Here is a 14842-nt window from a genome sequence, read left to right on the forward strand (position 1 = left end):
TGAGGAAAACAATGACTTCTTTCAAGCAGCTTAAGCGCATCGCCACAGCCGCCCTCGCAGCGACTGTCATCGTCGCTCCTGGCTTTGCTGCTGCACAGCCCGGCGAACGTTCGATGCAGCGCGAGAACGCCCTGGCGCAGTTTGGTTCTTGCGTGGCGAACACCAAGAATGCTGACGTAATGGTGGTGCTGGACGAGTCTGGCTCGCTTCGTGGCGGTGGCGGTGGCGAACCTACCGACCCTGAGAATATTCGCGTTGATTCCGCGTTGGACCTAGTCTCGCAATTGTCGTTGATGGCCACCGACCTTGATGCGGACGTGAATGTGAAACTCGCCGGCTTCGGCGAAGGCTACCGCTCTGATCCAGAGACCTACGGCGACTGGGTCAACGTGAAGAACAATCCCGGAGACCTCACTGCAGCTCTGGAGGATGCCCGCGATCGCAACAACGATGGCTATACCATGTACGAGGACGCTTTTTCTGGCGTACTGCGTGATTTCGGCGCGCACTCGGATCCGAACGCCTGCCAGGTCGTCTTGTTCTTCACCGACGGTTTGCTCACTGTTCCCGGCGATGCGAGCGCCGACGGCACCGCCCGCGAGTCGATTTGTTCTGCCGACAGCCCAATCGCGGACTTGCGTCGCGCAAACATACAGATTTTCACGGTCGGCCTATTGCCGCGTAACGACGAATCCCCCGAAGAGCTCTTGCGCAGTATCGCGGAGGGCGACGAATGCACTGGTGCTCCGGCCAACGGCGCATTCTTCAATGCTGGTACCGATGCCGTCGCGCTCTACGATGCATTCCGCTCCTTGATTCCGGCTCCCGGTACAACCGAAGAGCAACAGTCCGTCAACGATATCTTCTCGTTCGTTCTCGACAATTCCACCAGCCCGGTACGTCTCTCTGCAGTGCCACTGACCCGGACTGAACCAGGTCAGCTCATTCCGATGATTGCCGGACCCGAGGGAGACACTCTTGATTTGACCCAAGGCACGCATCAGCTCAACGGCGCAGAGATCACCGTCGAAGAATCCCCAAGCTTGCCGGGCATGTTCGATGCCACGATGACCTTGGAATCGGGCCAATCGTGGGCGGGCGAGTGGGAGCTTTCGTACCGTGTTGAAGGCGACATCGACGCCGATTACAAAGCCCGCATGACTATCGCACCGGGCATTCAAATGACCGTCGACGAACTCTCCGACACCGCCCCAGCACTATCCAACGACACCACGTTGAACGTAAATTTGCTGCGCAGCGACGGCTCTCCCGCAAAACTTGATGGCACCGCCGACCTCAAGGCTACTTTACTTGCCAACGACGGTACCTCCTACGAATTAGGATCCACTTCCATCACGGATGGCTCCGCTACCGTATCCCTGGAATCTATCGAAACCGTCACCACAGGCACCCTGCAACTGGAATCGACGATCACTACCGCAGCGGCAGGCTCTGTCCCGGGCACACAACTCAGCCCGATCTACTACGAATCGCGCCTGACCGTCACCCCGGTGAACATGCCACGCGTCAGCCCACAGATTCAGACGGCGATCGAATCCGAGTCCAGCACGATCACATTGCCAGTATCCGGTCCGGGTTCGGTATGGGTGGAGGACTCCGAAGCCACCGACGCTACCGCGCTCTTGCCTGAAGGTGCCGAGCCGGTGAGCATCACCAGTTCCCATAGTTCCCAAGACAACGCACTTAGCCTGGGCGAAGGCGAAACCGGCGAGATCACGCTAACGCTGACTGCCCCGAAGCTTGCCGATGGCCCGGTCTCACTGCCAATCACCGCCCATTTGGTGTCCAGCGAAGACAACGCTCAGGCTGAAGTTCCGGTGACGATTACCGGCTCAATGCGCGCCCCTGTCTCCGGCTCGGCGTTCTCCTTAGCCTTGGTCATCGCCCTCATTTTGGCGCTGGCTATTCCGCTCGGCCTGCTCTACGGCATTAAGTTCTTCACGGGACGTATTCCGACGCGCCCAGGTATCAGGGCACGTTCCTTGCCAGTTGCGCTAGAGGCAGGTCAGTTGGTGCGTCGCGACACCGGCGGTCGTTTCACCATGTCGTACGACGAAATCATGCGTGACACAGTACGTACCCAGGCGAGTTCGACCTCCGTCATGCTCGACGGCTACGAAGTTCGCGTCCGCTACGGTGCCAACCCATTCACCACTGCAAAGGCCGTGTCATCCTCCAACTTCTCAGTCTCGGACGAAGGCCGTCAACAGGGGACCTACGCGGAACTGCCTCTTGCGCTGCACAACCACTGGTTTGTGATCGCCGATCAATTCAACCCTGATCAGGGCACAGTAGTGGTTGCTCTCGACGAACGCGCCGACCACAAGAAGGTCGCCGACACCGCGGCGACGATCGCGACCAAGGGGGTCGAGCGTTTACAGCGGGTGACGGAACAAGCGCAGAAGGCAGCCGGAACAAACGTCTCTGCACCAGGCAGCTCCGGGGAAACAGGTGCAACCGGGGAGAGCTCCCCGCGTACACCTGCGCCAACGGAACCAACACCTCATAATGAAGGTCAATGGCAGGCCAATTCTCCATTCGGCCAGCAGTTCCCTAGTCCGAATACCCCGAATACCCCGTTCCGCCAAAATCCCAACAAAAACCCTGGCCAGCCTCGGCCGGGCGGAAATCCTTTCACCCCTCCGCAGTAGTCGGATCCGTTGTATTCGTCACCAAGATTTAGTTATCCAAAGAAGAAAGAAGAGCAGGTAAGTAATGCAGAAGTTCCTCGTGGTAGGTTGTGGCGGTTCTGGTGCGAAGACGCTGGAGTACATGATGGACCAGCTCAAAGCAACGCTGAAGCGGCAGGGTTGGGAAAAGAATCGCTTGCCACAGGCGTGGCAATTCGTGGCTCTCGACGTTCCTATCGAGCCGGAATCTTCGTCGACAGGATTGCCTAACGTGCGTTCTGCTGGCGGACGCTATGTCGGTATCGGAACGACGGCTTCCTACAACGAGTTCGACGCATCAGTGTCTGCTGACTTAGCGAAATCCGCCGCACTCGGTGAGATCGCTACATGGGCTGCACGCCACCCGAGCACAATCACCACCCCGATTTCTGACGGTGCCGGCCAGTACCGCGGCCTTGGTCGAATGCTGACAATTCCTGCTCTGGGTCGTCTTCGGAGCGAACTGGAAGATGCGGTGTCGGTGATGAACAGTGGCGCGGGCGAACTCGACGAGTTTGTTTACCGTGTTACCGGTACCCACCAGGACACTTCTAACACTGCACCGATTGTGCTCGTGGTGTCATCGATGGCTGGCGGCGCTGGCGCGTCAATGTTCTTGGATGTCTGCCGTGTTCTCTCCACGCTGCCAACCGTGTCCGCGGGCAATACCGCGGTGTTTATGTACACACCAGAGATTTTTGAGCAGATCAACAAGTCGCAGATGACCGGCGCATGGCCGAACTCGCTGGCAGTTTTCGGCGAAGCTTTCGCAACGCAAACCGGCGCAGCACACGCCTCGGACCGCGAACTATTCAATGCGATGGGCATTAGCGGCACCGGCGGAGGAAGCACCTTCGCTCGTATCCTGCCAATCGGCGCACGCATGGGTGCCATGGGCACGCTCTTTGGCGATGGCCAACCGTCCACGATTTACCGCGGGATGGGCCGTTCGCTTGCCGCGCTGGTGAGCTCGGAAAAGGCGTCTGGTTCCTTCAAATCCTACTTCTTCGGCAACACTGGCAGTCCGGCAGCAAATCGTGCCTTGTTGGGTTGGGCGGATGAGGAAAAGCTGTCGTGGGATGCACTGCCTTGGGGCACGTGGGGTTACGCCCAGTTGTCGATGGGACGCGATCGTTACGCGGAGTATTCGGCGCAGCGATTGGCGCGTATTGCGTTCGATCGTTTGCTCACCGCTCATCTCGACCCAACTTCTCCTGCTACTGGCGAGGAACAGCTCCGAAAGAAGCTCGATGAGAAGACAGCCCCACTGGCCAACGAGAATCTATACCTTTCCACGTCCTTCCTCTCGGCTCAACCGAACAACGCGGAGATTGATCACTGGCTCAAGCAGGTATTTAATGCGCCGGAGGCGGCCGCAACGATGCAGGCGCAGAGTGATCTGCGTGCTTCTCTTCCAGAAGGCGACGGTCAGCGCGGGCGTGATTGGGTACCTGTGATTCGCGGTCGCCTGGCAGACCCGGGTGTGGCTCGCAGCCTTCAAGCCCCGCTGGCAGACGCGGCGTACGACGCGGCCTACGCCTACGCCAACGTGATCGCTAACAACACTGTTGCCATGGCAGAGAAGCAGCTCGCAGAGAACGGTCTGCCATTCACTATCGCGCTTGTTGAGCGTCTGCGCGACGCTATTTCCAACCGTGTCGTGCAGTCCCTCAAGAGCTTCCTTGCTGAGCGCGCCGGAGCTTCCCTGTTAGCTCCTCCTGCTGGATTCGAACAGCAAATGGGTGAGCTCAGTGGCTCTGGCACCGTCAAGCAATCCGGCCAGATCCTAGACAACATTACCGGTCTGTACGGTCCACAACTGGGGCTACACTTCCGCGTCGCCGTCGCGAGCATCCTGCAGCCAGCGCTAGAGGATTTTTCTCACAACGTGCTAAAGCGCCTGCATACTGCTTTGAATGACTCCCTGGAGGTACTGCAGCGCGATGACAACGTGCAGGCCGCCACGCTCAACCTTGCGGACGTCGCCACGGACGAACCCGTCGCGTGGCCGCGTGAAAGCGATCAGCGTGTGAACGATCGTTTCCGCGGTTCCCACAACGAGATTCTGATCACCGAAGTTGATCGCTTCCTTGAAGACTTCAACTCGCATCTGTTGGATACGGTCCAAGCCAATGACAAGGAAGTCCGTGATCACGAGCAGGCAGCACGTCGCGCCGCTCGCGCGGTAATTCTTGGCGAGTGGATCACCGAGGGTTACGATCTCGCGCCGCAGAACACTCTCGCTCCAGCCCTCACCGAGATCTCACCTGATAGCAACCGTGTGTCCTGGGTCAGCCCACAGTTGACCCGTCGCCCGAAAAGCAGCAACTCTCTCGCGGATCCGCGTGAACCTCGTCCAGCGATTTTCGATATCAAGTTGCGTCCAGATCAGTTGCTCGATCGTGCTCGAAGCTGGATCAACCGCCCGAACTACCACTTCTCGCGTTTCATTTCCATGGATCTCCGCACCTACTTGCTGGATGATCAAGCGAACGAGATCGAAAAGGACGCGCGCGTCAGCCGTTTGCGCTCCGCATTCCGTGAGGCGTTGGACCAGGCGCGTCCTCTGGCTGCAGTCGATCCACACACGCTTCGCGCGGTGCATGGCACAGAGGTCGAGTTCCACTTCTCCTTCTCCGAGATTCCGTTCAAGGACACTAACGCCGCTGACGAATTGGCCCAGATTTTGGAGTCTCGACCTGATCTGACAAGCCAAACTACCCAGGCCTTTGATAAAGCACTAGCGCAAAAGGCAAACGTGCAACAGATCGACGTGTTCGGTTCCTACCCGAACTACTCCCCGATCGTTTACAGCTCGCTCATTGACCCAATCGGGGAGGATTGGAATAACAAACGCAACAACCCTGAAGGTTTCTGGAAGCTACGCCGTACTCGTCCACTGGCAGGCAGCCTCCCTATGTCCAACGATGAGCGCCAAGCAATGGTCGCGGGATGGATAATTGGCGCAATCACCGGCCGCATCTACGTTGCTAACCAGGGCCAACACAACGCGACCGCCCACGTATACGACGACAGGGCCCAAGCTTGGGTTGATTTCCCGAACCCAATGCTCACTCCTCCAGCGGCAATGCAGAGCATGCTCGACTGGATGCCAGCAGTCATCGAATCCTCTCTCGTCGCATACGCAACCGTGCAGACTGTGTCCGCTGAAGGCGCGGTTGGTGGTTCGTTGCGCCCGTACCACTTGCTGCGTAGCCTTTACGACGACAACCCTGTCAAGAAGACCCCTGTCGGCCGTGGCATCAATCACCCGGCAGCAAATCGCTTGGCGGATTACCTCGCCACTGGCGAACGTCCAGGTCAGCAACCAAGCGGCACATCGATTGAAGAGCGTTACCAAGCGGTGAAAGAGGCCCTGGAAAACTCGCGCCGCAATGCAAGCCAGTTCATTCCGGATAGTGCCCACACACTGCCTGGCCAGCGCCGAGAGGATAAGCCTTTCGCCGAAGTCACATCACGTTCCCTTGCAGCGCAGATGCCGTTGTACCGTGACCTTGCCCCAGACGTCGCCGTTATGATTCCGGAGCTACTCCAACACCTAGAAATGGCGAAAAACATGGCGTTGAACCCAACCGTCCCTGGCCCGCACAACGACACCGAAATCGCTGCGCCCGAGACTCCTCGTCCGCAGGTCTTCGGTGATGGAGGCCTGTTCTAGTGTCCGTTCCGTTCACGATATTTTTGGGTTCAGGCTCGCTTTCCGACGAGATTCGCACCCGCCTCACTGACCTAGCCGCGGTGGGAGTAACCAGGCCATTCGCGTGGATCGACTTGGCACAGTCAACGGCGGGTGCACCGATCCGCTTCGTCTCGTCGACAAGCGAGGAAACCGTACGTTACCTGCCACTTGACGATGTCTTGCAAACCGCGACCCACTTGTCGCAGACGATGCTGGCGGTCCTCATCGACCCGCTTGATGACGGCTCCGATCGCCTTGATGTTAGCGCCGTTAATGAGTGGATCAGTACACTGAACTCACGCTTGCCGCGTCAACTACAACGCGTTCGCGTCCTCGTGCCACGTCAGCCACTGAATCATGTGCAACCTGTGCCACTGATGTCGTTTTCATCCGTAGCTATCGCCGCCGAAGACTCCGCCGCCCCAGGTTCGGCAATGTCTCCCGTCGTGCGTTCCGACGACCCAGTCGGCGCAGCCGAAGTTGCCGCGCCCACAATCGCCACGATGTGTGGCTTGTGGATCACGGAGAAATCCAGCGCACTTATCGACGATCGTGGCCATGCCATCGCTACCGGCGATGAGTACTCCTTCCGTTTGGCACGCGCCTTTTACCGCAACATCAACGCGTCAACCGCGGAGGCTGAGCTGCGTAGTCGCGCAATCGATATTTCCCAGGACCTGCCACGTCCACAAACCATCGACGGCCGCCAGATCATGGTGCTGCAACGCCCGGACGAAGTACTTCCGCAGGTTTCCGACCTGCTGATCGGAAATTACTACGACTCATTAATCACTGCACCAGCGCAGGTGAAGGGCCGCGAGGCAACACAGACCAGCGCGTGGGCGGCGCTGTCCGACTTTTCGAAGAAGTTTTTCCGCTCTTTGATTGGCACCCCGCAAGACTGGAAGGCTGCAGCTTCAGCCACCCTGCACCGTGGAGTCGCCCAAGCCGTGCAGCGAAACTTGTACGGCGACACATCCGGCGTGGAAATCGTTCTCGGTTCCTACCAAGGTCAAGGCCAGAATCGATCACTCTCCGAGTTTTCTCGCGAAGCATCACGCGCCGCAGCTACAGCCAACGAGATCAGCAAGCAAGAAGGTCTCAGCGTCGATCCGCCACCTGCGCTCAGCGACATGTGGAATGGATATCAATCAATGGCTCTCACTCTTGTCGACGGCACCGACAGACTCGGTGGCAAACTAGCTGCCCCTCGTGATAGCCAGAACAATCCGATGATCGTCCCGGAAGGGTGGCTGTCAGTCCCAGATGTCGACGAATCCTTCGAAGGATTCCACCCGCTGCTCGAAGATGCAGTTGCAATGACAGAAGAAAACGCGACGATCCTGCCATTCGACTCGTTCACGGCCGAAAACTATGCGCAGGACCTAGAGTTTGTTTCCGGGCAGTCATCCGATCCGACGATTCAGCGCCTCCGCAGCAACTTTAACGAATGGCGCAATAAGTATGCGCGCTCCTACGCCTGGCAAACCGGACAGCGTTTGACCAATCTCGTCTATGAGGCGCAGCACCGTGGCCGCGAAGCGACCATCGACCTGCACAAGACCACGCAAGAACTCGATCAGTTGCGCCAGCGCGACTATGCGGAAGAGAATGCACGCCTAACAAAGCGATTGCACATCTTCACTGCAATCTGGGCGGTCGTGATGATCATCTTGCTGTACTGCGGCATCGCTCACTACGTCGACTCCATCAAGTTCTACAATTCGCAGCCGACCATCGACTGGAAGTGGACCGTCTTCGGCGTATTCGTCGCTACCATATTGACGTTAGGAACACAGACTTTCGTCTTCGCGCGCGGTAGACGTGGCATCGCAACCGACCAAGCGCGTCACGAGGAACTCGTCGAAAAGCAAGAAGTGGCACTGACAAATCGCAACGCGGCTTTACAAGACATCAACCGTCTCACCGGTGCATATCAGCAGTTCTTGGCCTGGTCAAAGTTAGCTGGACGGGCAATTTCCCGCCCATTGGGCAACAACGTGACTCAAAAAGTTCGGGTCGCCAATCCAACGGACGGTATGCCACGCACCACCCAGTTCGGCGAAGCAAAGCTCAGCGAAGAAGACATCCAACAGCTCACGTTCCGCCTCCGCAACGAAATCTACAACCGCGATTGGGCAGGCGACGCGTTCGACCGCACCATCAATTCGGCAATCGAAGCACTCAAACGTTCTCAGGGGATCGCCGCGATCAACGTCAATGACCTCTACGGCCAACCTGGCGCGAACTCGCATTCAAACCTGGACCGACTCTCACAAGTCGCCACGTCAGATGCTCTGGACGGATACGACTTCTCCGGTGAGGAGTGGACTAAAGCGCTGCTCAATCCAAATATCTCCGAACTGCTTAGCTCAAAGCTCAACCAAGTCATTGTCTTCGACGACGGCATGCAGAAGAACATCTCGCAGCAGGAGTTCCTCGCACCGCTTACTGAGTCTAAAGTCGACGCCGGACTGTTCGCGTCGCAGACAATCGCAGGCATCGGAGCGAGTAGCGGGGCCACCACGGTTGACCCGGCGGTCTCCATGCAGGACCAATCCCTCCGCGCAGGCGAACAAGGAAACGGACTATCAAAATCCGCAATACTCGTACAGTTCGGCGGATTTACCCACTTGTCCAACCTGGCTAACGAGGCTAGCTTTACGACGCCGACGAAACTCGATCACCCTACCGACATCACGTTCCACGATCCCGGAACCATCTTCTAACTGTTTGAAGGAACAACATGCCCACCAACGATTTGATGCAGGAACTCGCTCAAGTTCCCGTCGAGCTGCTCGGCAGCATTGCTCTGCAAGAGCACGTCGACGAGGAATCGGTGCGATATTCGCTCGGTGAAGCGTACGGGCACCTTGCGCCAATCGTCGCCAAGATTCTGGCCGGCGAGCAGACTTCATTCGCACAACCAGAGAACGGCAATGCGATGATCATGGACGCGGAGTTCGTCGACGTTGCTGACGAGCCAATCAATGCCTCGCAGGGACAAGAACAACACTCAACTCTGCACGCGAAGAACCCTTTCGACGCACCCGCTTCAGAAGCTTCGCCGTTTGATGCAACTAATCCGGCAGAAAATCCTGTCTCGGCGACTCCATTCGACATCCAGGAGGAGATCCGCAAGCTGCGTGAGCAGCAGTTGAAGTCGATGACGATCAACGAGGACGACTTCGTGAGCCTCAACGCCTCTGATTTTGTGGGATACACCTTTTCGCAACCTGAGCTCAACGACACCTCTGGCCTGACTGCTGAACGGGAGCTGCCCCAGATCGAGGCAGACACCAGCGAAGTCAGTGAATCTGTTGCAACACCGGCCGACAGTTCCCATCGGGGAACAGTGCTCCTGACATGGCCAAAGAAGAGTTTTCCCCAAGAGAACTACACTCTTTTCCGCGTCATCGCCTCCGACTATGAGATGCATCCGCTGAGTCCAGAATCCGGCGAACAGCTCGTCGTAACGCAAGGACGCGCTTTTCGAGACAAGAACCTCGGAGAATCCGCAATGCGACATTATGCGGTATGGGCGCACAGTGCTCCTCTCGCTAGCGGCCTCACCGGGGTGTTGATGTCTCAACCGGTTCTAGTCGGTGAACAAGTCGTCGTGTTCCCTCCGGAAAACGTTCAGATCACGGAATCCGCAGGCACCATCCAAGGCTCCTGGGAGCTTTTGGATGGACACACCGGTGTCACCATTTACGCTAAGCCGGAAAACCGTCACAAGCCATTGATCAATCCGGAGAACGCGCTAAGTTCCGGAATCGATCGACAGGGCTTCGTCTACGACATCAAAGATCCTGGCCATCCGATTGAGTTTCAGATTTTCGGGAAGGTGGAGTTCCGCGGGACAACCGTCCGCGAAGAAATCGGTTCACCGGTCGTGAAGATCCAAACACGCGCAGAAGTCGAACAGGTCAAGTTGATCACGTACGAAATCACCGGCGAGAACCAGGACGAAATCCTGCTGGTCTGGGAGGCCCCGTCCAACGGCAAGGTAATGACATGCCTCTCCGCCACTCCTCCAGGACCTGAACTGCATTTGCAGATGGTGGATAAGCGGTGGATCGATGCCGATGAAGCGATTAAATCCGGTACCAAAACTTTTGAGGAAGTAACCACTCCTCGGGAGACGGTCATTCAGAATCTGAAGTGGCCCGAGTACCACGAGGTGTACATCACCCTGGTGAACATCATCGGTGACTCCGCATGGGCGACCAAGCCAGCAGTGCTGCAACGCGTCGAGGATATCACGCAGCACCGCCTCATCGAACGCGTGAATAGCCAGTTGATTACTTTTGACTGGCCACAAGGGGCCGCATTTGTCACCATCGAGCGCGACGGGCAAGGACCACAGCAATTGATGCGTGAGGATTATCAACGCCAGGGTGGGGTACGCCTCAAGCTGACGCACACTGGTGAGAAAGATATCAAGTTCACCCCGACTGCAATTTACGAGGGCAAGGTCACCAGAGCCCAGAACCCTCGGGTGATCTCATATCCGGGTCTGAAGCGCTACTCCTACTTCATCACCTACAGGAACGGCACGTGGCACCTTTACATTTGGCGCATCGGCTTTGAAGACCGCAACCCGCCAGAGTTCCGCCTCGTTCACAACCAGAAGAGATTCCCGCTCTTCCCTGGAGACGGTCAGCCACTGCGCGTAGCTGCGCGAGGGGGCCAAACATTTGACCAGGTGATCCAGCCACAATATCTTCCCCCCGGCGAGCCGAACAGCACTCCGGAAAATTCCAGCTGGATGATCGAAAGCACTTTCCCGCCGACGGGATTCTTCCGTCTCTTTGTAGTTGAAAATGAAGCCGACGAGGGCCGTGCTCGCCAGGTGGTTTTGGAGACCGGCAATCCTCTCTATATCCATGTCAATCGAGGTCAATGATGAACGGTGCTTTTAGCTTCGCGTCTTTCGCCCCCGGTAGGAATCGTGCCGGTGGCTGGGGCGTAGGTGAACGATATGGGTCCCTGGATGACCAGGCGATCAAAACCTTGCAGAGCTTGATCCCTACGAAGATCGATGACGGGGTGAAATTGGGTACCTACCCTGATAGCAAGGAACTGACGCGACGCACTCGTCGATACGCATGGTTGGACTCACCACTCAACCCGCAGCAACGCATCTTCGTGGCATCTGTTAATCGTGGCAACGATGCCACCGGACGTGGAGCGAATACGTATTCCTACTTGGCCATCGCTGAGACCAGCGACGACCCGGTGAATTGGTTCTACTCCCCCGCGATCCCGGCCCCCTACGGACCGACGGAAACCGCCGACGCGCGAATCCCTCACGGTGCCCCGACGCAGAACGGACCGCTTGCCGATGGTTCAATCATCGATGCATTCCTCGACCAAGACCACGAAGCAATTACTGGCCATTTTGGCCACATCGGCCCTACACCGCACAACCGTAGAGACACGTTAAAGTGGATCGTTCACACGGTGAAGACCGCCGATGCGTTCACGAAGGTGGTTGTGGGTGCGCCCCTGTCAGAGCTCAACCTGTGGGCCGCGGCGATTTCACGCACGCTCGGCAGCGCCTTCGGATTCACTACTTTTGAGCGCCCCAACACCCTGGAAATTTCTCTGCGCGCGGGCGCGTCTTTCGTGATGGTTCCCGTTCGCGACCTGACGCTGCTGAGCAGATTTAGCTTTGAGGGTGCTCCAGTGACCCTGATTAACACCGCCGACGCCCCACCGCACGTACCGGATCTGCCGGACGAGAACGCTCAGGCAGACACAGTGCTCCCTGACTTCACTGACTTCACCGGCTTTCCGGGGACCAACCCCGCCTCCCACACCAGCGACGTCAGCGGTATGCTCAGGCGCCACGACTCGGAGAGTCAATCCGGCCTCGACGGATACAACCCGTTTACCGCATCGTCGACCCCTGAGGACATCGAAGAAATCCCAGTTAAACCAGAACGTCGCATGCAGTTCGAGTTAGGCCAAGCCGACTACCAGTTCATCCAGGACGCATCGACCGCCGAATGGGAACAGGCGCTCACCCTCGGTGGCGGAGACATCAACCGCGACCGCGTTCTCGCTTACCTCTATGGCGCGATCAACCACCCTCGGCTAGAAATGGAAACACGGACCGCGGTGTGTACCGCAATGATCGTCGGCGCAGTCTACGAGCTTCCGTGGTGGCCGTTCGGCGAACTCGATGCCGACGAGATTACTGAGCTGCGCAACGCCGTGGCTGATCGCATCATCGACGAAGGTGCCGCGCCTCAGCGCGCGTGGCGCAAGTACGACAACAGCGAACTAAAAGCGCTTCTCGACGACATCGCTGCCGAAGTCATGCGCCGCCGCCTCCCAGCATCAAGCGAGCCTCGGGCAACACATCGCAACCCTTTGTCAAGCCAAGTTCCCGGCAACCGTCCGGGTCACCCCGGCCCGGTCAACTTATAAGCCCGCGCAGGAAAGATCTAGGAGAAAGCACCCATGCCAAACATCATTCTGGACAACGGGCAATCCCACCCCGTGCCGTGGTTTCAGCTGCTCAATGTGCAAGTTCACTCACGCGGTGGCAGCGACGTAGAGATGGAGCTCGTCATTTCCGGCGAGAATATCTCCGCGAATACCGCAGGCAACACTCGAAAGCTAGTCACAGCTTGCCCACGTGGTGCGTCGATAAGCGTGAAACCGATTGGTCGCGACGATTTTCCCTCGGGAACCTCCGTCTCGCTTGCGATGACCACGCAAACCTCCGATGCAGCCACTAACACACACTTTGAGTTCCCGATTGCACGCGTCGACGGTCTCACTGAAGCCCTGTTAGCGAAGATCACCGGCGAGTCACCTGATCTCGTTGTAACTGCACGCGGGGTTGATGCAGCGCAACACCTCAATAGTGAAGCGATGACAGTACTGACCGCCCTGCGGGATTTGCTTCCTGCCGACCACGGAATTACCGGCATCGAGCTAGTAGCGGATGCGACAGCATCGACCGCGCGTTCGATTACCGACGAGCAGCTCAGCGGCATCATGGACCTCATCGGGGGCGTATCTTCCGCGCTGGGTTCCCCACCGGTCACCTTCAACGGGAGGCCCCTGGACAAGAACTCCGGCATCGTTGTTTTGCAGCGCGCTTTGGAGCAGCGTTCCGCTGCGGTGGGAAATGAGGACGTTCTCCATGCCGGCAAGCCAGACACCCTGCTTGTGACCGCAACATCAAACCCCCGCGCTGTGATGATGAAAGCGGAAGGCCCGTCGGTGTGCTTGGTTACCGGGTCCAACCCGGAGGCTGAACGTGCGGTGATCGCCCCGCATATTGTCAACACCGCTGCGGTCGTCGCTCTCGACGAGGCCCTCATCAGTGGATTGAAGAGTGGCAACCAGCAACTAGTCCTGCCAATGTGCGAAGCAATTGCGCACACGATCAACAACCACGAGTCCCGAAAGAGGTAACGCATGTCGCATGTAGTGAGGGATCCATATTCGTTTCAGATCCTCGAACCTGGCGCGACTCACTCCGCCGATGGGCGCAAGCTGCCGGAAAACTGGGCCGAAGGCGTGGCGCACTGCGTGGCCATGGCCGGGGCGCGCTCGTCTGGAAAGAGCCTGTACATCGCAGTGTTAGTAAAACAGCTGGAACTGCTGGCCAATGAGCACGATAGATCAGTTCTACCTGTGGACCAGTCCACCGCGGATCGGTACCACGACAACTACGAAGTGCCGCTCTTCGAGGAAATGAAGCACATGGACACCACGCCGTCCGGCGCAAACCTCGACGCATACCAGAGCGATCCGTTCATTTTCTCCCTCGGCGAATGGCTCGATCCGGAGGGTGTCCTACGCACCAATTACCTTGTCATTCGCGATGTGGCTGGCGAAGACCTAGAGAATCTACAAACTGATACCTCTTATCTGAACTTCTTCCAACACGCCGATTTAGTTGTTTTCCTCTTCGACCCGCTCCGCGTGCCATCCGTGAGCAACTTTCTGCACGGATTTATCACTGACGAGGCGGCCACGGGAGGCGACCCCGAGACTGTCTTTGCCAATCTGATGACGCTTCTCGGCCCTGCTCGCCCGAAACTCGCCATCGCCGTGAGCAAGTTCGACACCTTGCAAAAACTCGAGGAACTCGATCAAGGCGATTGGAAGCTCATCATGGGCAACGTTGGCGCCGCTTTCCGACGAGACACCGGCATCGGATTCGATTGGACCGACGCCTTCGTTCTCAACCAGGAAGTTCGTAGCCTTCTGCAGTACATTAAGGCCGACAACTTGTACCACCAGATCATCAGTCAATACCGCGAAGCTGAGCCCGACAGTTACCACTTCTTTGCCGTCTCCGCCTTAGGAGAATCCACACAAGGCGAACGAGTGTCCCGTCTCGGCATCGCGCCCTACCGCGTCCTTGATCCGATTCGTTGGCTGCTGTCCCCTCGTTACGTATTCCCGAGCCAGTAGAGGTTTC

Annotated in this window: 7 protein-coding genes; all 7 read left to right on the top strand. The window is 57.7% G+C overall.

What is annotated here, in order from left to right:
• The first annotated feature begins 11 nt into the window (after window positions 1-11).
• The 7 genes from QP027_RS11070 (at window position 12) to QP027_RS11100 (ending at window position 14835) form a co-directional block, all read left to right on the top strand.
• Window positions 12-2672 (top strand): vWA domain-containing protein, encoded by a 2661-nt coding sequence (locus QP027_RS11070; RefSeq protein WP_284824825.1) that lies wholly within the window; start codon window positions 12-14, stop codon window positions 2670-2672.
• A gap of 64 nt (window positions 2673-2736) precedes the next feature.
• Window positions 2737-6369: a tubulin-like doman-containing protein gene (locus QP027_RS11075; protein WP_284824826.1), complete on the top strand. Its 3633-nt coding sequence runs from the start codon at window positions 2737-2739 to the stop codon at window positions 6367-6369.
• Complete coding sequence (locus QP027_RS11080; RefSeq protein WP_284824828.1) at window positions 6369-9119, top strand: hypothetical protein; 2751 nt, start codon at window positions 6369-6371, stop codon at window positions 9117-9119. The genes QP027_RS11075 and QP027_RS11080 overlap by 1 nt, the downstream gene beginning before the upstream one ends.
• 17 nt (window positions 9120-9136) lie before the next feature.
• On the top strand, window positions 9137-11299 hold the full coding sequence (locus tag QP027_RS11085; protein WP_284824829.1) for a SaeA-related protein: 2163 nt from the start codon (window positions 9137-9139) through the stop codon (window positions 11297-11299).
• Window positions 11299-12828, top strand: a complete 1530-nt coding sequence (locus QP027_RS11090; protein WP_284827039.1) for a GAP1-N2 domain-containing protein — start codon at window positions 11299-11301, stop codon at window positions 12826-12828. The genes QP027_RS11085 and QP027_RS11090 overlap by 1 nt, the downstream gene beginning before the upstream one ends.
• Window positions 12829-12861: 33 nt before the next feature.
• On the top strand, window positions 12862-13827 hold the full coding sequence (locus tag QP027_RS11095; protein WP_284824830.1) for a hypothetical protein: 966 nt from the start codon (window positions 12862-12864) through the stop codon (window positions 13825-13827).
• A 3-nt stretch (window positions 13828-13830) separates the two neighbouring features.
• Window positions 13831-14835 (top strand): hypothetical protein, encoded by a 1005-nt coding sequence (locus QP027_RS11100; RefSeq protein WP_284824832.1) that lies wholly within the window; start codon window positions 13831-13833, stop codon window positions 14833-14835.
• Window positions 14836-14842 lie beyond the last annotated feature (7 nt).

Origin of the sequence: Corynebacterium breve (genome assembly GCF_030252165.1) — a bacterium.
In the GTDB taxonomy this organism is placed as follows: domain Bacteria; phylum Actinomycetota; class Actinomycetes; order Mycobacteriales; family Mycobacteriaceae; genus Corynebacterium; species Corynebacterium breve.

What these genes read in the sequence shown, in the direction of transcription:
- QP027_RS11085 (WP_284824829.1), top strand. Translation starts at nt 9,137, where the DNA reads ATGCCCACCAACGATTTGATGCAGGAACTCGCTCAAGTTCCCGTCGAG.
- QP027_RS11075 (WP_284824826.1), top strand. Translation starts at nt 2,737, where the DNA reads ATGCAGAAGTTCCTCGTGGTAGGTTGTGGCGGTTCTGGTGCGAAGACG.
- QP027_RS11090 (WP_284827039.1), top strand. Translation starts at nt 11,299, where the DNA reads ATGAACGGTGCTTTTAGCTTCGCGTCTTTCGCCCCCGGTAGGAATCGT.
- QP027_RS11100 (WP_284824832.1), top strand. Translation starts at nt 13,831, where the DNA reads ATGTCGCATGTAGTGAGGGATCCATATTCGTTTCAGATCCTCGAACCT.
- QP027_RS11070 (WP_284824825.1), top strand. Translation starts at nt 12, where the DNA reads ATGACTTCTTTCAAGCAGCTTAAGCGCATCGCCACAGCCGCCCTCGCA.
- QP027_RS11095 (WP_284824830.1), top strand. Translation starts at nt 12,862, where the DNA reads ATGCCAAACATCATTCTGGACAACGGGCAATCCCACCCCGTGCCGTGG.